At 68.8% G+C, this 20,865-nt stretch carries 21 protein-coding genes; all 21 read left to right on the top strand.

What is annotated here, in order from left to right; translation table 11 throughout:
- Positions 1-1,014 (top strand): hypothetical protein (locus VNF71_15475; GenBank protein HVA75955.1); only part of this gene is annotated, 1,014 nt, incomplete at its 5' end.
- 68 nt (positions 1,015-1,082) lie between these two features.
- Positions 1,083-2,240 (top strand): chorismate synthase, encoded by a 1,158-nt coding sequence (aroC, locus tag VNF71_15480; GenBank protein HVA75956.1) that lies wholly within the window; start codon positions 1,083-1,085, stop codon positions 2,238-2,240.
- Positions 2,237-2,776, top strand: a complete 540-nt coding sequence (locus tag VNF71_15485) for a shikimate kinase (protein HVA75957.1) — start codon at positions 2,237-2,239, stop codon at positions 2,774-2,776. Before aroC ends, VNF71_15485 begins: the two co-directional genes overlap by 4 nt.
- The gene (aroB, locus tag VNF71_15490) at positions 2,764-3,771 is read left to right on the top strand and encodes a 3-dehydroquinate synthase (protein ID HVA75958.1); all 1,008 of its coding nucleotides are present in this window, start codon (positions 2,764-2,766) and stop codon (positions 3,769-3,771) included. Before VNF71_15485 ends, aroB begins: the two co-directional genes overlap by 13 nt.
- Positions 3,768-4,223 carry a type II 3-dehydroquinate dehydratase gene (locus VNF71_15495; protein ID HVA75959.1) on the top strand — a complete coding sequence of 152 codons (456 nt, stop codon included), beginning with the start codon at positions 3,768-3,770 and terminating at the stop codon, positions 4,221-4,223. Before aroB ends, VNF71_15495 begins: the two co-directional genes overlap by 4 nt.
- Before the next feature lie 33 nt (positions 4,224-4,256).
- Positions 4,257-5,366: an aminopeptidase P family protein gene (locus tag VNF71_15500; GenBank protein ID HVA75960.1), complete on the top strand. Its 1,110-nt coding sequence runs from the start codon at positions 4,257-4,259 to the stop codon at positions 5,364-5,366.
- Complete coding sequence (efp, locus tag VNF71_15505) at positions 5,366-5,935, top strand: elongation factor P (protein HVA75961.1); 570 nt, start codon at positions 5,366-5,368, stop codon at positions 5,933-5,935. Before VNF71_15500 ends, efp begins: the two co-directional genes overlap by 1 nt.
- 22 nt (positions 5,936-5,957) lie before the next feature.
- Positions 5,958-6,359 carry a transcription antitermination factor NusB gene (nusB, locus tag VNF71_15510; GenBank protein HVA75962.1) on the top strand — a complete coding sequence of 134 codons (402 nt, stop codon included), beginning with the start codon at positions 5,958-5,960 and terminating at the stop codon, positions 6,357-6,359.
- 72 nt (positions 6,360-6,431) lie between these two features.
- Positions 6,432-7,001, top strand: a complete 570-nt coding sequence (gene pyrR / locus VNF71_15515; protein HVA75963.1) for a bifunctional pyr operon transcriptional regulator/uracil phosphoribosyltransferase PyrR — start codon at positions 6,432-6,434, stop codon at positions 6,999-7,001.
- The gene (locus VNF71_15520; GenBank protein ID HVA75964.1) at positions 6,998-7,999 is read left to right on the top strand and encodes an aspartate carbamoyltransferase catalytic subunit; all 1,002 of its coding nucleotides are present in this window, start codon (positions 6,998-7,000) and stop codon (positions 7,997-7,999) included. The genes pyrR and VNF71_15520 overlap by 4 nt, the downstream gene beginning before the upstream one ends.
- A gap of 34 nt (positions 8,000-8,033) precedes the next feature.
- Positions 8,034-9,287, top strand: coding sequence for a dihydroorotase (locus tag VNF71_15525; GenBank protein HVA75965.1), 1,254 nt, complete (start codon positions 8,034-8,036; stop codon positions 9,285-9,287).
- Positions 9,287-10,387, top strand: coding sequence for a glutamine-hydrolyzing carbamoyl-phosphate synthase small subunit (carA, locus tag VNF71_15530; protein ID HVA75966.1), 1,101 nt, complete (start codon positions 9,287-9,289; stop codon positions 10,385-10,387). The genes VNF71_15525 and carA overlap by 1 nt, the downstream gene beginning before the upstream one ends.
- Positions 10,387-13,722 (top strand): carbamoyl-phosphate synthase large subunit, encoded by a 3,336-nt coding sequence (carB, locus tag VNF71_15535; protein ID HVA75967.1) that lies wholly within the window; start codon positions 10,387-10,389, stop codon positions 13,720-13,722. The genes carA and carB overlap by 1 nt, the downstream gene beginning before the upstream one ends.
- The gene (locus VNF71_15540) at positions 13,719-14,687 is read left to right on the top strand and encodes a dihydroorotate dehydrogenase (GenBank protein ID HVA75968.1); all 969 of its coding nucleotides are present in this window, start codon (positions 13,719-13,721) and stop codon (positions 14,685-14,687) included. Before carB ends, VNF71_15540 begins: the two co-directional genes overlap by 4 nt.
- Positions 14,674-15,378, top strand: a complete 705-nt coding sequence (gene pyrF, locus VNF71_15545; GenBank protein ID HVA75969.1) for an orotidine-5'-phosphate decarboxylase — start codon at positions 14,674-14,676, stop codon at positions 15,376-15,378. Before VNF71_15540 ends, pyrF begins: the two co-directional genes overlap by 14 nt.
- Before the next feature lie 51 nt (positions 15,379-15,429).
- On the top strand, positions 15,430-15,744 hold the full coding sequence (mihF, locus tag VNF71_15550) for an integration host factor, actinobacterial type (protein ID HVA75970.1): 315 nt from the start codon (positions 15,430-15,432) through the stop codon (positions 15,742-15,744).
- Positions 15,745-15,752: 8 nt separating this feature from the next.
- Complete coding sequence (locus VNF71_15555) at positions 15,753-16,283, top strand: hypothetical protein (GenBank protein ID HVA75971.1); 531 nt, start codon at positions 15,753-15,755, stop codon at positions 16,281-16,283.
- 67 nt (positions 16,284-16,350) lie between these two features.
- Positions 16,351-16,623: a DNA-directed RNA polymerase subunit omega gene (rpoZ, locus tag VNF71_15560; GenBank protein ID HVA75972.1), complete on the top strand. Its 273-nt coding sequence runs from the start codon at positions 16,351-16,353 to the stop codon at positions 16,621-16,623.
- Between the two features lie 2 nt (positions 16,624-16,625).
- The gene (coaBC, locus tag VNF71_15565; GenBank protein HVA75973.1) at positions 16,626-17,894 is read left to right on the top strand and encodes a bifunctional phosphopantothenoylcysteine decarboxylase/phosphopantothenate--cysteine ligase CoaBC; all 1,269 of its coding nucleotides are present in this window, start codon (positions 16,626-16,628) and stop codon (positions 17,892-17,894) included.
- Positions 17,891-19,084 carry a methionine adenosyltransferase gene (gene metK / locus VNF71_15570; protein ID HVA75974.1) on the top strand — a complete coding sequence of 398 codons (1,194 nt, stop codon included), beginning with the start codon at positions 17,891-17,893 and terminating at the stop codon, positions 19,082-19,084. Before coaBC ends, metK begins: the two co-directional genes overlap by 4 nt.
- Positions 19,085-19,161: 77 nt before the next feature.
- Complete coding sequence (locus VNF71_15575; protein HVA75975.1) at positions 19,162-20,865, top strand: hypothetical protein; 1,704 nt, start codon at positions 19,162-19,164, stop codon at positions 20,863-20,865.

The raw sequence follows: 20,865 nt of genomic DNA on the forward strand, positions 1-20,865 counted from the left end.
ACGGTGTGGAGCATCAAGGCGAAGGCCTTAGTAAACACGATCTGGGGTGCTGTTCAAGAGACCGCCTCCTACAGCGCCCTTTACCCCTTCGCGGTGTTCGGAACCAGCGGACTGGACTTCAACGGGCAAAACCCCAATACCGTCGGTGCCTATAGCGACACAAGCACCTCGTCGAGCACGAACCCAGACTCGTCTTCAGCCGACTGCACGGGAGGTGTCGGAACCTCTTGCGTGCAAGTCGGAAGCAATGGTCCCATCAAGTGCGCTGGCGGTCTTGGCGGCAACGTCAGCGAGGTGTACTACACGGGCGGTGGAGGAGCGAGCCAGTGTGCGAATCCTGTCCCCAACGGTTCGAAGTACACCGGGGTGAGTCCTCCGACAGCACCTACGTCGGGATCCCCGTTGACTTGTCCCGGGCTTGCCACCACGGATTCGTTCGGGGACGCCATCAACGAACTGGGCTCCGGCTACGCGGGAGCGCCGTCTTCAATCGGTGCGGTAGGCACGACCAGCACCTATTACTGCCAGAACACCGCGATCGCCATCAGCGGAAACCTGTCGGTTCAGGGAACGGTCCTGCTGTACATCATTCTCGATCCGAGCACCGACAACACCTTCATCAACAATGGACTCCAGACCCTCTACATCGCGGGCGGCTCGGAGGTGAACACCACATTTGACGGCACCACGGGGCCACCTCCGAGCGGAACCACCCTCCCGGTTGCTCAGGCGCTGCAGATCCTGAGCAACAGCACCGGAACGGTTGGAAACGCCAATGGAGGCGGCACCAGTGGGCCCTACACGTTCGGAGGAGTTCTGTACGCGCCGACTGCCAACCTTGTCGGCGACGGCTGCAAGAGCGCTTACTACGGATCGCTCACCATCAACACGCTCACCTGCAATGGCGGACCCCACCTGCAGGTGTACTACGACACTGCATTGAAGGACGTGCTCGGTCCGCCCGCCATCTCCGGCTATTCCCAGATCAATCCGAGCTCGGTGTCCATTCCCTGACAGTGCCGAGCAAGCCGCATCCCTCCCAGGCAGCGAGGGCGGATCCCCTTGCCAAGTAGGATTTTCGTGTGCTGCGCTTCCTGACCGCCGGCGAATCCCACGGCCAAGGCCTCGTGGTCATACTCGAGGGCCTACCCGCCGGCCTCGAGGTGGCGGAGGAGCAGATCCAGTCCGAGTTGGCGCGCCGGCGGCTCGGGTACGGGCGCGGCCCCAGAATGCGCTTCGAGCAGGACCAGCTGACCCTGATCGGCGGTATCCGCCACGGCCGGACCCTCGGCTCGCCGGTCGCGATAGAGATCGCCAACACCGAATGGCCGAAGTGGCAGGAGGAGATGTCGGCGGCGCCCGGCAGGACCCAGAAGCCGCTCACCCAGCCGAGGCCCGGACACGCCGACCTGCCCGGCATGCAGAAGTACGGCTTCGACGACGCCCGGGACGTCCTGGAGCGTGCCTCTGCCAGGGAGACGGCCGCCCGGGTCGCGGCTGGAGCCATCGCCAAGCTCTTTCTCGACGAGCTCGGCGTCAGGATCGTCAGCCACATCGTGCAGTTGGGCCCGGTCGTATCGAAGTCGACCAAGCGCCCGCTCCCCGAAGATCTGCCCTCGGTCGACGAGTCCCAGGTCCGCTGCTTCGACCCCGAGGCCGAGCAGGCGATGATCTCCGAGATCAAGGCGGCGGCGAAGGTCGGCGACTCGCTCGGCGGTGTCGCAGAGGTGATCGCGTACGGGGCGCCGGTCGGTCTGGGCAGCCATGTCCACTGGGATCGCAAGATCGACGGCCTGCTCGCCCAGGCGCTTCTGAGCATTCAGGCGGTCAAGGGCGTCGAGATCGGCGACGCGACCGAGATAGCCGGCCGGCGCGGGTCGGAGGCCCACGACGCCATCGGCTGGGACACCGGCGAGCGCGATTACCGGCGCGACACCAACCGCAGCGGCGGCATCGAGGGCGGCATGACCAACGGTGAGCCCGTGGTCGCCCGCGTAGCCATGAAGCCGCTTGCGACGTTGAACCGACCGGTGCTCAAGACCGTGGATGTCGAGTCCAAGGAAGAGACCGTGTCCTTCAAGGAACGGACCGACGTGACTGCTGTTCCCGCGATGGGCGTGGTCGCGGAGACCATGATGGCGCTGGTGCTCGCCGGCGAGGCCATGCGCAAGTTCGGCGGCGACTCGATGTCGGAGGTGCTCCGCAACCACGGGTCGTACCTCGACCAAGTCCACCAGTGACCCGCGCCGACGACCGGGTCTTCCTCATCGGGATGATGGGTGTGGGCAAATCGACTGCCGGGCGGTTGCTGGCGGAGACCCTCGGCTGGCCGTACGTGGACACCGACGACGAAGTCCCGCGCCGCGCAGGAAGACCGTTCGAGGAGATCTGGGAGCAAGACGGTGAGCGGGAGTTCCGCCGGCTCGAAACCGAAGCGGTGGCAGAGGTCTCCGCGCGGCCCGGCCCTGCCGTCGTGGCCCTCGGCGGGGGAGCGGTCCTCGACGAGTCCAACCGCCAGACGATCCAGAGGGCCGGCCTCGTCGTGTGGTTGCGCGCCGATCCCGGCACGCTCTTCGGGCGGCTTGGAAAACAGGCGGTCGGCTCCCGCCCTCTCCTCCGTCAGGGACCCGAGGACGCACTGCGGCGCATAAGCCAGGCGCGCGCACCGATCTACGAGAGCATCGCGGACCTGGTGTTCGATGTCGACCGGATGAACCCGCGCGATGTCGCGGACGCCATCGCGGATGCTCTCGAAGGCGAAGCATGCGTGAACTGACGGTCGACCTGGGCGACCGCTCATACCCGGTGCTCGTCGGCGCCGGGGCGCGCCACCGGTTGATCGAGCTGATGCCCCAAGGCGCGCGCCGGGCAGCCGTCGTCACCCAGCAGACGATCCCGTGGCAGGTGGACTCCGGCGTCGAGCAGTGCGTCTTTTTCCTCGATGAGGGGGAAGAGGCCAAGAACCTCGAGTCGGTCGAGCAGCTCTGCCGCGAGTTCTCGCGCTGGGGTCTCACCCGCTCGGATGCGATCGTCGCGGTAGGCGGCGGTGTCGTCACCGACGTCGCCGGCTTCGTGGCCGCGGTCTACCACCGCGGTATCGCGGTCATCCACGTCCCGACCACGCTGCTCGGCCAGGTCGACGCAGCCATCGGGGGCAAGACCGGTGTGAACCTTCCCGAGGGCAAGAACCTCGTCGGCGCCTTCTGGCAGCCCGAAGCGGTGCTCTGCGACACGGAGACTCTCGAGACGCTTCCTCCCCGCGAGTACCGCTCCGGGTTGGGCGAGATGGCCAAGTACGCGTTCCTGGGCGTCGAAGGGTTGCGCGACATGCCACTCGACGAAGCGGTCGCAGCTTGCGTCGCGTGCAAGGCCGAGGTCGTCGCCGGCGACGAGCGCGAATCCGGCCGGCGAGCGCTGCTCAATTACGGACACACGCTCGCGCACGCGATCGAGACCGCCGGCGGCTACGACCTCCGCCACGGTGAGGCTGTCGCCATCGGCCTCCTCTACGCCGCAATCCTCGCGAGGCACCTGGGCAGGATCGGTGACGACCGGGTGCACGAGCACGAGAAGCTCGTCGCTTCCTACGACCTGCCGTCGCGGCTGCCACCCGGCGCCGATCCGGACCAGCTGATCGCGGTCATGGCGCGCGACAAGAAGGCGACGAGCGGCGGCCTCACGTTCGTGCTCGACGGCGCAGCGGGTCTCGAGGTCGTGCGAGGAGTGGGGGAGGGCGCAGTCAGGGCGAGCCTCGAGGAGATCCGATCGTGACCGCGGCCGGGACCAGACCAGTCGTCCTGCTCCTGTCAGGCCCGAACCTGAACCTCCTCGGAGAACGCGAGCCCGACATCTACGGCACTGAGACCCTCGACGATCACGTCAAGGCAGCGGCACAACAAGCCGCCGCCCACGACCTCGACGTCGAGCACCACCAGTCCAATCACGAGGGGGAGCTGGTGGACGTGATCCACGCCGCCAGGGGCAGAGCCGCGGCGATCGTCATCAACGCTGGGGCGTTCACGCACTACGCGTGGTCGTTGCACGACGCGCTCGCGGCGTTCGACGGCCCTGTCATCGAGCTGCACCTGTCGAACCCTGTGAGCCGGGAAGCATGGCGAAGCACCTCCGTCATCGCCCCGGTCGCCACGGGGTCGATCGCCGGCTTCGGAAGTGCCGGCTACCGCCTCGCCATCGAAGCAGTGGCCGGCCTGCTCGGCCGCTAGGACCCTCGCCACGCCGCCGGTACTGTTGCCAGCGTGCTTCCCCCGATGGACCAGGCCGCCCGGCTGCCCCGCCTCCGCGACGCCCTCAAGCGTCCCGACGGCGGCGCTGCACCAATCGACGCTCTCCTCGTCACCAGCCTCACGAACATCAGGTACCTGACCGGCTTCACGGGCTCGGCTGGCATGCTGTTCGTTTTCCCGGGCCGGACCGTGCTGCTCACGGACGGCCGTTACCGGACCCAGGCGGGCGAGCAGCTGGCCGCCGCCGGAGTCGAAGCCGAAATAGCGGTCGCAGCTGCGGCGGCGCAGCACGACACGGCCAGGGAGATCGTCGAGGACCTCCCGGTCCTCGGCCTCGAAGCGGCCCATGTCAGCTGGGCGCGCCAGCGGGCGTTCGCCGAGACCTGGTTCCCCCGCACCGAGTTGGTACCGACCGTCGGGATGGTCGAGAGGCTCAGGAGGGTGAAAGACGCCGGCGAGATCGCGCGCATAGCCGAGGCCTGCCGGATCGCCGACGCCGCGTTGGGCAATTTGAGGGACCGCCTCACGAAGGAGCCCGCGGAAGCCGAGTTCGGGCGGGAGCTGGACTTCGAGATGCGGCGCCTCGGCGCGACGGGCCCGTCTTTCGAGACCATTGTCGCCTCGGGAGCCAATGCCGCCAAGCCTCACCACCGGCCAGACGACACGAGGGTCACCGCCAACGCGCCGGTGGTCATCGACTTCGGCGCCCTCGTCGACGGGTACTGCTCGGACATGACCAGGACTGTATGGACCGGGCGCCTCGACGACCCGACGCTGAGGCGGGCGGTGGAGGTCGTCCTCGCAAGCCAGGCCGCCGGCGTCGCGGCGGTGCGGGCGGGCGTCGCTGCCTCTGACGTCGACAAGGCCTGCCGTGAGGTCATCGCCGATGCAGGCTGGGCAGACGCGTTCGTTCACGGGACCGGCCACGGCGTCGGCCTGGACATCCACGAGGCCCCATCGGTCGCTGCCAGCTCGACCGATACACTTGAGCCCGGCCACGTCGTCACCGTCGAGCCGGGCGTGTACCTGCCGGGGCTCGGAGGGGTCCGGATCGAGGACACCGTCGTCGTGACAGAAGATGGCTGCCGACCCCTCACCAACACACCCAAGGACACGCCCTGATGCCTGCCGTATCCACCAACGACCTGAAGAACGGTATGTCGCTCGACCTGCCCGAAGGCCTGTTCTCGGTCGTCGAGTTCCAGCACGTGAAGCCCGGCAAGGGCGGCGCGTTCGTGCGCACCAAGCTGAAGAACGTCAGGACCGGCGCGGTCATCGAGCGCACCTACCGTGCTGACGAGAAGCTCGAGCAGGCGCACATCGACAAGCGGGAGATGCAGTACCTGTACATGGAGGGTGAGTCGTTTGTGTTCATGGACACCTCCGACTACGAGCAGATGCACGCCTCCAAGGAGAGCCTGGGTTCGTCGGCCAACTACCTCAAGGAAGGGGACTCGGCGATCCTGCAGATGTACTCCGGTGAGATCGTCGGCGTCGACCTTCCCGCAGCGGTCGAGCTGACCGTGACCGAGACCGAACCGGGCCTGCAGGGGGACCGGGTCTCGGGGGCGCGCAAGCCGGCCACCCTGGAGACCGGCATCCAGGTGCAGGTGCCGCTGTTCGTCAACACCGGCGACCGGGTCAAGGTCGACACCCGCTCCGGCGAGTACCTGACCCGCGCCGGCAGCTGAATCGCCGGCAAGCCCCCGTCCGTTGTTCCCACCGACGCGAAGAGAGGCGCGCGAACGCGCGCTTTCCCTCCTGTACGAGGCGGAGTCGAAGCGCGTCGAGCCGGCCGCTGTTCTCGGTGATCTTCCGGTCGACCCGGACCCCTACGTCGCGGATGTGGTCGCCGGCGTCGGCCGCGATCTCGACCGGATAGACCGGCTGATCTCGTCGCACGCCATCGGCTGGGAGCTCGAACGGATGCCGGTCGTCGACAGAGCGCTTCTGCGGATGGCGACATACGAGCTGATCGGCCGGCCCGACGTCCCGACGGCGGTCGTGATATCCGAGGCGGTGGACCTCGCCGCCCAGTACTCCACCGACGACTCCGGCCGTTTCGTCAACGGCGTGCTCGCCGCGATCGCCTCGGAGGTGCGCGAGGAGGCCTGAACCCGGGCTACTATGTGGTCTCGACCCGTGAAGCCGGTCCAGTGAGGCCGGGACGGACGAGGAGGAAATCATTTGGCCGAACGCGAGCGTGCCCTGGCGCCCCCATACGGGGGCGTTTTTGTTGCCCGGACCACGGTCATGAACGCCGAAGAGGTGCGCCGGGCGACGTGGCGGATGGCGCACGAGATCATCGAGCGCGACCACGAGGTCGGCGAGCTGCTCCTCGTCGGGCTGCAGACCGGGGGAGTGTGGCTGGCCTCGAACCTCGCCCGGGTGATCGGAGAGGTCACCGGCCACGACGTGGCGATGGGAACCCTCGACGTCGCGTTCTACCGCGACGACATCGGGCTGCGGCCGGTCCTCCCCGAGGCGACGACCGAGATCCCCGTCGAGCTCACCGGCCGGACGGTGGTGCTCATCGACGACGTGCTCTACACCGGCCGGACCATCAGGGCCGCGCTCAACGCCCTGTCGGACTACGGCAGAGCCCGCGCCGTTCAGCTGGCGGTCATGGTCGACCGGGGGCACAGGGAACTGCCCATCCGGCCTGACTATGTCGGCAAGAACCTGCCCACCCGCCGCGACGAGATGGTGGATGCCACCGAATCGGGTGTCGTCATCGGCGATGTGAGGACACGTTGAACCCGCAGGGCTCACCCAGGAGAGCGCCGGCGGCCCGCCACCTCCTGTCGGTGTCCGACCTCGGCACCGACGGCATCGAGGAAGTGCTCCGCCTCACCGACAGCTTCGTGGAGGTCAGCTCCCGGGCCATACCCCGGGTCCCCGCACTGCGCGGCAAGACCGTGGTGTCGCTGTTCTTCGAGGACTCCACGAGGACACGCCTCAGCTTCGAAACCGCTGCCAAACGACTGTCCGCCGACGTCATGACCTTCTCCGTGTCGAGCTCGTCGGTCAACAAGGGGGAGTCGTTGAGGGACACGGTCGAGACGATCCAGGCGATGGGCGTGGACGCGGTGATCGTGCGCCACCAGGGCGCCGGCGTCCCGTGGCAGGTGGCCCGCTGGGTCGACGGCACGTCGGTGATCAATGCCGGCGACGGCTGGCACGAGCACCCGACCCAGGCGCTTCTCGACTGCTACACCATCCGCAAGGAGCGCAACGAGCGCGGTGCCCCCTCGCCGGGGGAGGGCAGACCGGCTCTGGACGGCCTGCGCATCGCCATCGTGGGCGACATCCGCCACAGCAGGGTCGCCCGCTCGGACGTGCTCGCTTTCAGCGCCCTCGGAGCCCACGTCACCCTTGTGGCACCGCCCACCCTGCTCCCACCCTCTCTCGCCGGATGGCCGGTGGAGATCTCCCACGACCTCGACTCCGTGCTGCCGAAGCTCGATGTCGTCTACGTCCTTCGCATCCAGAAAGAACGCATGACCGAAGCGCTGCTCCCATCCCTGCGCGAGTACACGGCCTACTACGGCCTGACCCGCCGGCGGGCCTCGCTGCTCCCCGAGGGGAGCCTCGTCATGCACCCCGGACCGGTGAACCGCGGTGTCGAGATCGCCGCTGAGGTGGCCGACGATCCGTCGTCGGTCATCACCCGGCAGGTGGCCAACGGGGTCGCGGTGCGCATGGCGGTCCTGTACCTTCTGCTCGGATCGGGGGTGGAGCTTGCCGCCGCGTAACCCTTCCGCGGTCGTCATCAGGGGAGGGACGGTCGTGGACTCGACCGGATCCCGCCCCGCCGACGTGCTGATCCAGGACGGCAAGATCGCCACCGTCGGCTCCAAGGTGAGCTCGGTGCCTGCGGGCACGGTCGTCCTCGACGCCGCCGGCTGCATCGTCGCCCCCGGGCTGGTGGACCTCCACGCCCACTTGCGTGAACCGGGACGCGAGGAAGCCGAGACCGTCGAGACCGGTGCTCGAGCGGCTGCCCTCGGCGGGTATACGGCGGTCGTCGCGATGCCCAACACGGAACCGGCGATCGACTCGGCCGCGGTGGTACGCCAGGTCCTCGACCTCGGCCGGTCCGCCTGCTGCGACGTCCGGGTCGCCGGCGCCATCACGGTCGGCCGGCAGGGGACACGCCTTTCGCCGATGGCGGAGATGGCCGAACTGGGCGTGTCCATCTTCACCGACGACGGCGCCGGCGTGCAGGACGCCCGGTTGATGCGCCGGGCAATGGAGTACGCGTCGGCTCTGGGTGTCACCCTGGCACAACACTGCGAGGACGCCTCCCTGGCCGGCGGCGGCCATATGCACGAGGGTGAGTGGTCGAGCCGCCTGGGCATTCCCGGGCAGCCCGCGGAGGCGGAGGAGCTGATGGTCATGCGCGACCTCGCCCTGGCGCGCCTGACCGGCGCGAAGGTCCACTTCCTGCACCTCTCCACGGCCGGCTCGCTCGCGATGGTGCGCGGTGCGAAGGGATCCGGCCTCGTCGTCACGGCGGAGGTCGCCCCGCACCATTTCACGCTGACCGACGAGGCCGTCCGCACCTACGATCCGTTGTTCAAGGTGAACCCGCCGCTCAGGACGGCCGGGGACGTCGCTGCGGTCAAGGCGGCTCTCGCGGACGGCACAGCGGACGCGATCGCGACCGACCACGCGCCGCACACGCAGGAAACCAAAGAAGCCCCATTCGACCAGGCCCCTCCGGGGATGCTGGGGTTGGAGACCGCGCTCGGGTTGTCGTTGACGGAGCTGGAGATCCCCGTCGAGGGGGTGCTCGCGCTGATGAGCTGGCAGCCGGCGGCTATCGCCGGCTTGTCCGGCGAGCACGGGGGACCGGTCGTCGTGGGCGGCCCTGCGAACCTGTGCGTGATCGATCCCACCGAGAAATGGGTCGTCGACCCGGCCGCGCTGGCGAGCCGGAGCCGCAACACCCCGTACGCGGGGCGGGCGCTGGTCGGGAAGGTGCGGCACACGGTGCTCCGCGGCGAACCCGTCGTCATCGGTGGCGAGGCACAAAGGTGATGGGGCCTGTGGAGGGGCTGCTGGTCCTCGCCGACGGGACGGTGTTCGAGGGCGAGGCGATCGGCTGGTGGCCTGAGCAGCCGGTGCCGGCGACGGGCGAGGTGGTGTTCAACACGACGCTCACCGGCTACCAGGAGGTGCTCACCGACCCCAGCTACGCCGGGCAGATCGTCTGCTTCACCTATCCGCACATCGGGAACTACGGCGTGACCCGCCAGGACAACGAGAGCCGCCGCGCGTTCTGCAGGGGCCTCATCGTCAGGGAGGTGGCGCCGAGGCCGAGCAGCTGGCGCTCCGAGCAGACCCTCGGCGAGTTCCTCCAGGCCGAGCGCCTGCCGGGGATGGCCGGGCTCGACACCCGGCGCCTCACCCGCCATATACGGGAGGCCGGCGCCATGCCCGCGGCCTTCGGTCCTGTGGCGGGGCCCGGCGCGCTGGCGGAGACCGACCTGAAGGAAGCTGCGCTCCGGGCGCCCGGGACCGACGGCGTCGACCTGGCCTCGGAGGTGACCACCCCTGAGCCCTACACCGTCGGGGACGGACCTCTGAGGGTCGTCGCGTACGACTTCGGGATCAAGACGGCCATCCTCGACCATCTGGGGAGGCTGGCGACCGTCGACGTCGTGCCCGCTTCGACTCCGGCGGCCGAGGTACTGGCGCGCAAGCCGGATGGGGTGTTCCTGTCCAACGGCCCCGGCGACCCGGCGGCCGTCGGATACGCCGTCGAGTCCATCCGGGGGTTGCTCGGCGAAGTGCCCGTCTTCGGCATCTGCCTGGGTCACCAGCTGATGGCTACGGCACTGGGAGCGCGGACCTACAAGCTTCCGTTCGGCCACCACGGGGGTAACCACCCCGTGCGGCGGATCTCGACCGGGTCGGTGGAGATCACCAGCCAGAACCACAACTACGCGGTCGTGGACGGTTCCGTCCAGGGGGCCGACGTGTCCCATGTGAACCTCAACGACGGGGTCGTCGAAGGCCTCGCCTGCCGTGACATACCTGCGTTCAGCGTGCAGTACCACCCCGAAGCCGGGCCGGGTCCCCACGATGCGAGCTACCTGTTCGACGAGTTCCAGTCGCTGATGGAGAAGTCGCGCTGATGCCGCGCCGCGACGACATCCACAGCATCCTCGTCATCGGCAGCGGCCCGATCGTCATCGGCCAGGCGTGCGAGTTCGACTACTCCGGCACCCAGGCATGCCGCGCCCTTTCGGCCGAGGGATACCGGGTGATCCTCGCCAACTCGAACCCGGCGACGATCATGACCGACCCCGAATTCGCGCACCGCACCTACATCGAACCGCTCACGCCGGACGTGCTCGAAGCGATCGTCGAGCGCGAACGCCCCGATGTCGTCCTGCCGACACTGGGCGGCCAGACGGCGCTCAACCTGGCGATGGCGCTTCACGAGCGCGGAACGTTCGAGCGCTTCGGTGTCGAGATGATCGGCGCCAAGGCCGAGGCGATCGCCACCGCCGAGGACCGCGAGCGTTTCAAGGAGGCCATGACCGAGATCGGCCTGACCGTGCCCGAATCGGGTTTCGCGTACACCCTCCCGGAGGCGCTGGACATCGGTGACGGCATCGGGTACCCGCTCATCGTCCGGCCGTCGTACATCCTCGGCGGGGCGGGCACCGGTATCGCCTTCGATCACGACGATCTCGAACGGATAGCGGCGGTAGGGCTCGCGGCGAGCCCGATTTCCGAGATCCTCGTCGAGCGATCCATCGCCGGGTGGAAGGAATACGAGCTCGAGGTCATGCGCGACTGCGCGGACAACTGCGTGATCATCTGCTCGATCGAGAACTTCGATCCGATGGGCGTTCACACCGGCGACTCGATCACGGTCGCGCCGGCGCAGACCCTGTCGGATCGCGAGTACCAGGTAATGCGCGACGCCGCGTTCGCGTGCATCCGCCGCATCGGCGTCGAGACGGGCGGATCCAACATCCAGTTCGCCGTGAACCCGGCGACCGGCGAGCAGGTCGTCATCGAGATGAACCCGAGGGTGAGCCGCTCGAGCGCGCTCGCTTCCAAGGCCACCGGCTTCCCCATCGCGAAGATCGCCGCGCGGCTCGCGGTCGGCTACACGCTCGACGAGATCGTCAATGACATCACCGGAGAGACACCGGCCTGCTTCGAGCCCACGATCGATTACGTCGTCACGAAGGTCCCGAGATGGGCGTTCGAGAAGTTTCCCGGGATCTCCGATGTGCTCGGCACGCGCATGCAGTCGGTGGGTGAAGCCATGGCGATCGGCCGGACGTTCACCGAGTCGTTGCAGAAGGGGTTGCGATCGCTGGAGCGGGGTCGTTTCGGGCTCAACTGCGACCCGGCGGAAGCGGTCTGCGACGCATGGGACGACGACGAGTTGGTCCGCCGCGCGGCCATCGCCACGCCGGATCGCCCGTTCCATCTGGAGGCCGCGCTGCGCCGGGGGATCAGCGTCGAGAGGGTGCACGAGGCGACCGGCGTCGACCCCTGGTTCCTCGACCAGATCCAGCTGGTGGTGGACGAACGCCGGCGGCTCTCGGAGCTCGGCGGTCCGGGCGTCCTGACCCGGCTGGACTGGCGGCGCGCGAAGCGTCTCGGCTTTTCCGACTCCCAGCTGGCCTGGCTGTGGTCGGTGACCGAGCAGCAGGTGCGCGACGCCCGCCTGGCGCGGGGCGTGCGGGCGACCATGAAGACGGTCGACACGTGCGCCGCCGAATTCGAGGCTCACACGCCGTACCACTATTCGACTTACGAGGACGACGACGAGGTGCGTCCCGGCGAGCGTCCCAAGGTGATCATCCTCGGCTCGGGCCCCAACCGCATCGGGCAGGGAGTCGAGTTCGACTACTGCTGCGTTCAAGCGAGCTTCGCGCTGCACGACGCGGGCTTCGAGACCGTGATGGTCAACTGCAACCCGGAGACCGTCTCTACGGACTACGACACCAGCGACCGCCTCTACTTCGAGCCGGTCACCTGGGAGGACGTGAGCAACATCATCGACGCCGAGTCGGCCTCGGGCCCCGTCGCCGGCGTGATAGTCGCGCTCGGCGGGCAGACGCCGTTGAAGCTCGCCGGCCAACTCCCGCCCAGCCTGATCCTGGGAACCTCACCCGAGGCGATAGACCTCGCCGAGGACCGGGAGCGCTGGAACGCCCTTTGCGCCCGCCTCGAGATTCCCCAGCCAGCCGGCGGCACGGCGTCGACCATCGACGAGGCACTCGCCATCGTCGGGCGCGTCGGTTACCCGGCACTGGTCCGTCCGAGCTATGTCCTGGGCGGCCGGGCGATGGAGATCGTCTACGACGAGCAGGATCTCCGCCGCGCCATGGACGAGCTCGCCGGGTTCGGTTCCCTGGGCCGCGAAGGGGGCCTCTCGGCGGAACGCCCCGTGCTGGTCGACCGGTTCCTGGAGGACGCGATCGAGGTCGACGTCGACGCGGTGCGCGACGCGACCGGGGAGATCGTCATCGGGGCCGTGATGGAGCACGTCGAGGAGGCCGGCGTGCACTCGGGCGACAGCGCGTGCGTCATCCCTCCTCCGACTCTCGAGCCCGGCACCGTAAAGGTCATCGAGAGCTATACGTGCGACATTGCGGAAGCGCTCGGGGTGATCGGCCCCATAAACGTGCAGTTCGCGGTGAAGCGCCCCGGCGGAACCAACGGAGGCGGGACGCAGGTGTTCGTGATCGAGGCGAACCCCCGTGCCAGCCGGACCGTGCCGTTCGTGTCGAAGGCGACGGGTGTGCCGCTCGCGAAGGTGGCCGCCCGGGTGATGGCAGGGGCGACCCTCGAGGAGCTGCGGACCGAAGGCCTCCTCCGCCCACCGGTCACGGGCGGTCACGTGAGTGTGAAAGAGGCCGTTCTCCCGTTCACCCGTTTCCCTGAAGCCGACACCCTCCTGGGCCCCGAGATGCGCTCGACAGGCGAGGTGATGGGAATCGACTCGAGCTTCGGCCTGGCCTTCGCGAAGAGCCAAGCGGCCGCCGGCGACGAGTTACCCGCCGGCGGGACGATCTTCTTCTCCCTGGCGGACCGGGACAAGTCCGCGGGCGTGAGCGTCGCCCGGCGGTTCGTGCAGCTCGGTTTCTCGCTGGCCGCTACCGCCGGCACCGCGTCCTACTTCGAGGCAGAGGGCGTCCCCGTAACCACCGTCGTCGCGAAGGTGACCTCCGACGACCCCGCAGCGACCGAAGGCGTCGACGCTGTCACCCTCATCCGGGACGGGAAGGTCGACCTGGTGGTCAACACCCCGAGAGGGCGCGGCCCGAGAGCAGACGGCGCGTACATCCGGCGTGCTGCCAACCAGCACCGCGTCGCGTGCCTCACGACCATCGCCGCTGCAAGGGCCGCCGCCGCGGGGATCGCCGACCGCTCGGCAAGCGCGCCCACGGTGCGGAGCCTGCAGGAGTACCACGAGTCGGAGCAGCTCCCGCTCACGTGAGCGCCCCGCCGACCATGGTCGACCTGCGGACCTCCGTGGCGGACGTAGAGCTGCGCAACCCGGTCATGACCGCGTCCGGCACCGCAGGTCACGGCGCGGAGCTGTCCGCTTACATGGACCTCGGCCATCTCGGGGCCGTGGTGGTCAAATCCGTCTCGTCACGGCCCTGGGACGGCAACCCGGCGCCGCGGCTTCTGCCCCTGACTGGCGGCATGTTGAACAGCGTCGGTCTCCAGAACCGCGGCGCGCGCGAGTGGGTCGAGAGCGAGCTTCCTCCTCTCGCCGCCACCGGAGCCCGGGTGGTCGCGAGCATCTGGGGCTTCAGCGCCGCGGAGTACCGCGATGCGGCGGCGGAGATCGCCGGGGCCTTTCACGAAGGCCGTCGCGGCACCGACCAGATCGTCGCGGTGGAGGCGAACATCTCCTGCCCCAACGTCGAGGACCGCCGGCGGATGTTCGCCCACAGCACCGGCGGAGTCTCAGAGGCGGTCGGGGCCGCGGTCGAGGGAATCGACGGCGTTCTCCCGCTCTGGGCGAAGCTCAGCCCCAACGTGACCGACGTGACGGAGATGGCCGCCGCCGCCCGGGCGGCGGGCGCGCGGGCGATCACCGTCATCAACACCGTGATGGGGATGTCCATCGACCCCGCGACAGGCCGGCAGCGGCTCGGCGGGGGAGGAGGAGGGTTGTCGGGCCCCGCGGTACATGCCGTCGCTGTGCGAGCGGTATTCGACTGCAGGCAGGCATTCCCGACGCTCCCGATCGTCGGCGTGGGCGGGGTAACCAGCGGTGAGGAGGCAGCCGAGATGATCGCCGCCGGCGCGGATGCCGTACAGGTGGGGACGGCCACCTTCGCGGATCCGAGGGCACCGGAGAGGATCCTCGCGGAGTTGGGGCAGTGGTGCGACCACAACGGGATCTCGAGTATCGACCAACTGAAAGGACGGGCCCATGACGGCCGTTGAACCCGCCACCGCGAATGTCAGGGACCGTTTGATCCTGGCCCTCGACGTCGACGACCCCGTCGAGGCGCAGCGCCTTGCCAAGCAGCTGAACCCGTGGTTCGCCACGGCCAAGGTGGGGCTGGAGCTCTTCTGCGCGTCGGGCCCGAGGGTGGTTCAGACCCTCATCGACGACGGCTACAAAGTGTTCCTGGACCTGAAGATGGCCGACATCCCGACCACGGTCAACAAGACGGCTCGCGTCCTGGGAGCGCTGGGAGTGTCGTACCTCACCTTGCACGCATTCGCTGGACCGGTTGTCCTGCGCGCAGCGGTCGAAGGGCTCAACGAAGGCGCCGATCGCGCAGGCCTGCCCTCTCCTTCGGCTCTCGCGGTGACGATTCTCACCAGCGACCCGGACGCGCCTCCGCACATTCTCGGAAAGCGCGTGGCCGCCGCGGTCGAGGCCCGCTGCGCCGGCGTCGTGTGCGCGGCATCCGACGTACGTGAGGCCAAACAGCTGGCCCCGCGATTGCTGGCGGTCGTGCCGGGTGTCCGCCCCGCGGGCAGCCCGACGCATGACCAGGCCCGTGCTGCAACCCCTCAGGATGCGATGGATGCGGGGGCCGATCTGCTGGTGATCGGGCGCGCTGTCACAGCAGCGGATGATCGGACGGCGGCTGCCGAGGCGCTGGTCAAGTCGTTGCAGCCCTGAACACGAGGCTCAACGACTCGGCGCGCCGTCGAGCGCGCTATGGTGCGCGGCATGCCACTGCCGCCTTCGCTGTCAGCCGACCAACGCCAGGCCGCCTTGGAGAAGGCCGCTGTCGCCCGCCGGATGCGAGCCGAGCTCAAGGAGAAGCTCAAGATGGGCTCGATCTCCCTCCGGGAGCTCCTCCAGCAGGCTGACGCGGACGAGGTGGTGGGGAAGATGAAGGTCCTCGCTGTCCTCGAATCCCTGCCCGGCCTCGGCAAGGTGAAAGCCCGCCGGCTCATGGACGACGTGGGTATCAGCGAGACAAGGCGCCTGCACGGTCTCGGGGAGCAACAGCGCAAGAAGCTGTTCGAAAAGCTCAGCTGATCTTCATCATGTCCGGCCCGGGCGGGGTCGGAAAAGGAACGGTTGTCGCGAGGGTGCTTCAGGTCGTCCCCGATCTGTGGCTGTCGCGGTCTTGGACCACCCGCCCCCGCAGGACCGGCGAGCCTGGGGACGCCTACGTCTTCGTCGACCGGGCGACCTTCGAGGAACGCCTTGCGGGGGGTGGCTTCCTCGAGTGGAACGAGTTCCCTGCCAACGGTGCCCTGTACGGCACCCCGGTGATCGAGCCGGATGACCGCGACGTGCTGCTGGAGATCGAGCTCAACGGCGCCCGTCAGGTGAAGACCCGGTATCCCGATGCCGTCCTGATCCTGGTCGTCGCGCCCTCGCAGGAGGTTCAGGAGCAGCGGCTGCGTGGCAGGGGCGACGACGAGGACAGCGTCGCCCGGCGCATCGCGCTGGGCCAGGCGGAGCAGCGTGAAGGGGAGCGCCTCGCCGACCACGTCGTCGTCAACGACGACCTCGACAGGGCCGCAGCGGAGGTCGCTGGTATAATCGACGCCCACCGCGCCGGGCGTTGAAGCGCCGGAGAAGCGCACTCTCAAACGGACTGGAGTCAACCCCGAGATGCCGGATCGTCACCCCACGATGATGGAGCCCCCACTCGAGGATCTGCTCGAGCGGGTCGACTCGAAGTTCACCCTGGTGAGCCTTGCCGCCACCCGGGGCAGGCAGATCAACTCCTACTTCAACCAGTTGGGCGAAGGGCTCGGGACGATCGTCCCCCCTCAGGTCACCTCGGTTTCGCGCAAGCCGCTCTCCATCGCCCTGGAGGAGATCGCCGCCGGGAAGATCACCTACACGCGAGCCGGTGAGGAAGCCGGTGACGGCACCGACCCGGAGGCGGAGGCCGGACAATAGGCATGCCCGCGCCGGCGCTGACCGGCCGGCGCATCGTGCTGGGGGTGTGCGGCGGGATCGCCGCGTACAAAGCTGTCGAGGTTTGCAGGCGGCTCGTCGACGCGGGCGCGATCGTCAGCCCCGTCATGACGCGCGGCGCCACGCGGTTCGTCGGCGAGGTGACCTTCTCCGCGCTTGCGTCCGAACCGGTCCGCACCAGCTTGTGGGAAGAGCAAGAGCCGATCCCGCACACCCGTCTCGGCCAGGGAGCCGACCTGGTACTGGTGGCGCCGGCCACGGCGCGACTGATCGGCGCCTACGCCGCAGGCATCTCCTCCGATCTTCTGACCGCGACCCTTCTGGCGACCCGCGCGCCGGTCGTGGTGTGCCCTGCCATGCACACCGAGATGTGGGAGCACCCGGCGGTCGTCGAGAACATCGCAACCCTGCGAAGGCGCGGGGTTCACATCGTCGAACCGGCGGCTGGTCGTCTTGCCGGCGGTGACGTCGGTGCCGGCCGCCTCGCCGAGCCGCCCGAGATCGTCGCGGCAGTGAACGCGATCCTCGCTCCGGGCGGTTCGCCGCTCAGCGGCATCCGAGCGCTCGTAACCGCGGGCGGAACGCGCGAACCGATCGACCCGGTGCGCTTCATAGGCAATCGCTCGTCGGGCAAGCAGGGCTATGCCGTCGCGGCCGAGATGGCACGGCGCGGTGCGACCGTCACGTTGGTCACCGCGTCGGACCTGCAGCCTCCTGCCGGAGTCGAGGCGGTAGACGTCGAGACGGCGTCGGAGATGGAAGACGCAGTGCTTTCACGCTCGAGCAACAGCGACGTCGTCGTCATGGCGGCCGCCGTCGCAGACTTCCGCCCCAAGGTGGTCGCGGCCGCGAAGATCAAGAAGGCCCAGGGTCCACCCGATGTCGTGCTGGAGCCGACCACGGACATCCTCGCCGAGCTGGGCCGCAGGCGCCGCCCGGGGCAGGTGATCGTCGGGTTCGCTGCCGAAACCGGCCACCCGGGCAGTGCACGGGAGGATCTGCTCGACTACGCGCGGGCGAAGCTGTCAGCCAAGGGCGCGGATCTCGTCGTCGCCAACGACGTAGCCGCCCCCGGTGCAGGATTTTCCCATGACACCAACGAAGTGGTGATCGTCGGAGTCGGAGGCGCAGTCACAGAGGTGCCGCTCGCGAGCAAGGACAAGGTCGCGCGGGCTGTCGTCGACGCGATCACCGCCGCGCTGTCGTCTCGACGGGGCGGACCCGGACAAGGAACATCACAGGAGGAACCATGAGTCGCTGGACGTTCACGTCCGAGTCAGTCACCGAGGGCCATCCGGACAAGATGGCGGACCAGATCTCCGATACGGTGCTCGACGCTCTTTTGAGCGAGGATCCCACTTCGCGGGTCGCGTGCGAAACCCTGCTGACTACCGGGTTGGTGGTCGTGGCAGGTGAGATCACCACGAGCGCGTACGTCGAGATCCCCGAGCTGGTGCGCCAGGTGGTCACCGACATCGGGTACACGAGCTCGGAGATGGGATTCGACGGCCGGACGTGCGGCGTGAGCGTTTCGATCGGCTCGCAGTCACCCGATATCGCCCAGGGAGTCGACACCGCCCTCGAGGTCCGTACAGGCACGAGCGGCGAGGACATCCTCAACGCGCAAGGCGCCGGCGATCAGGGGATGATGTTCGGCTACGCGTGCGACGAGACCGACGACCTGATGCCGATGCCGATCTGGCTCGCCCATCGGCTCGCGCAGCGGCTGGCGCAGGTTCGCAAAGCTGGTGTGCTGCCGTACCTTCGCCCCGACGGCAAGACGCAGGTCACGTTCGAGTACGAGGACGGCCGGCCCGTGAAGTTGAAGACCGTGCTGATCTCGACGCAGCACAACCCGAACATCGACCTCGAGACGCTGCTCCTGCCTGACCTGCGCGATCACGTCATAACCCCGTTGGTGCCGGCCGAGTTCGCCGGCGACTCCTACAAGATCCTCGCCAACCCGACCGGGAAGTTCGAGATGGGAGGCCCGCACGCAGATGCGGGCCTGACGGGCCGCAAGATCATCGTCGACACCTACGGGGGTGCCGCCCGCCACGGTGGCGGGGCGTTTTCGGGGAAGGACCCGTCGAAGGTGGACCGCTCCGCCGCGTATGCCGCGCGTTGGGTTGCGAAGCATGTCGTCGCGGCGGGCGCCGCGTCGCGCTGCGAGATTCAGGTGGCGTACGCGATCGGCGTCGCACGGCCCGTCTCCCTGTTGGTGGAGACGTTCGGGACCGAGAAGGTCGATCCGGCGAGGATCGGCGCGGCTGTCGACGAGGTGTTCGACCTGCGCCCGGCGGCGATCATCCGTGATCTCGACCTGCGCCGGCCGATCTACCGCAAGACCGCCGCGTACGGCCACTTCGGCCGCAACGAAAAGGACTTCAGCTGGGAGCAGGTGAGCAAGCTCGACGACTTCAAGTCGGCGTTGGGCGTCTGACGCTTCCCGGGAAAAAGACCGGCCGCCGGCGTTCGTCGCCGGCCTCCCAACCCGATCCCGGGGCGCTGGTCGTCCGGGTGATCACCGATGTCGCGGGTATCGACAAGGAATTCGACTATGTCGTCCCGGTGTCTTCCGAGAGCGTGGTGTCGGTCGGGACGGAGGTGCGCGTCGAGCTTCACGGACGCCGCGTCGGAGGATGGGTGTCGGAGCTCGGAGTGGAACCGCCTGAAGGGCTCGCCCTCCGCCCCCTGTCGAAGGTACGCGGGTGGGGGCCGGAGCCGGAGCTCGTGGACCTGGCTTCGTGGGCCGCTCACCGCTGGGCGTCGCGGCGCGGAGCGTTCCTGAAGACGGCGTCGGCCGAGCACGCGGTTCCGTTCCTCCCACCTCCACGGTCGCGCCCGCCGGCTCCCCCGGGACCGGGATGGGCGGCGGAGTTCGCGTCGAGGCTGCAAGCCCGTACCGAGGTCGTGCAGCTGCCGCCGTCCTCGGATCCGACCGCCCTCGTGGGCGCCGTGGCCCAGCTGGGGCCGACGTTGGTGATCGTCCCGTCCGCGTCCCGTGCGGACGTGCTGGCCGGTCGCCTTTCACGCGCAGGCGGGGACGTCGCGCTGCTCCCCGGCGATTGGGCAAGGGCGCGCGCCGGTGCTGCGGTGGTGGTCGGTGCCCGGGCATCTGCGTGGGGTCCATGCCCCGGGCTCGCCGCCGCCGTCGTCATCGACGCCCACGACGAGGGTCTCTCCCAGGAAGGCGCCCCGACCTGGAACGCCGTCGCCGTCGTGTCGGAGCGAGCGGCGCGATCGTCCGTGCCCCTCGTCCTGATCACCCCATGCCCGACCCCCGAACTCCTGGCGCTCGGACCGCTCACCGTCGCGGAGCCGGACAGGCAACGATCCGGCTGGGCGCAGCTCGAGATCGTCGACCGGCGAGGCGACGATCCCCGGCTCGGTCTGTACTCCGAGCGGCTCGTGACACTTCTGAGAAGTGCTGACAGGGCGGTGTGCGTACTGAACAGAACCGGCCGCGCCAGGCTGCTCGCGTGCGCGGCTTGCGGGGAACTGGCGCGCTGCGAGCGGTGTGGATCGGCGTTGTCGCAGGACGACGCAGGAGGGCTGGAGTGCAACCGCTGTGGCCTCGTCCGCCCCGAGATGTGCGCGTCGTGCACTTCGACGCTCCTCCGGCGCCTGAAGGTCGGCGTGTCGCGCGCGAGAGAGGAGCTGGAGCTCCTCACCGGTCGCCCCGTGGGGGAGGTCACCGCCTCGACGGCGGACGTGCCGGATTCGGACCTGCTGATCGGTACGGAAGCTGTGTTGCACCGGCTCGTGCCGGCCGACGGCTACCGAAACGTCGTCTTCGTCGACTTCGACCATGAGCTGATGGCGCCGCGGTTCCGCGCCGCCACCGAGGCGTTCGCGCTGCTCGCGCTCGCGTCACGGCTCGTCGGCGGTCGCCAGGGGCGCGTCGCGGTGCAGACCCGCCAGCCTGAGCATCCTGCGATCCGAGCGGCGCTGTTCGCCGACCCGAGGATCCTCGTCGGGTGGGACCTCGCCATGAGGAAGTCTCTGCAGCTCCCCCCGTACTGCGCGCTCGCCCTCGTGTCGGGCGAGGGCGCTGGCGAGTATGTGGCGGGCCTGGCGGATCAGCAGGTCGAGGTGCTCGGGCCGCGCGACGGGGAGTGGATGGTCAAGTCGACCACCCCGCAATCACTGGCCTCAGCGCTCGCATCCGTACCACGGCCCGCCACACGTTTGCGCATAGCAGTCGATCCGGCGCGCCTCTGA

This window comes from Acidimicrobiales bacterium, from assembly GCA_035533095.1.
In the GTDB taxonomy this organism is placed as follows: Bacteria; Actinomycetota; Acidimicrobiia; order Acidimicrobiales; family Palsa-688; genus DATLUM01.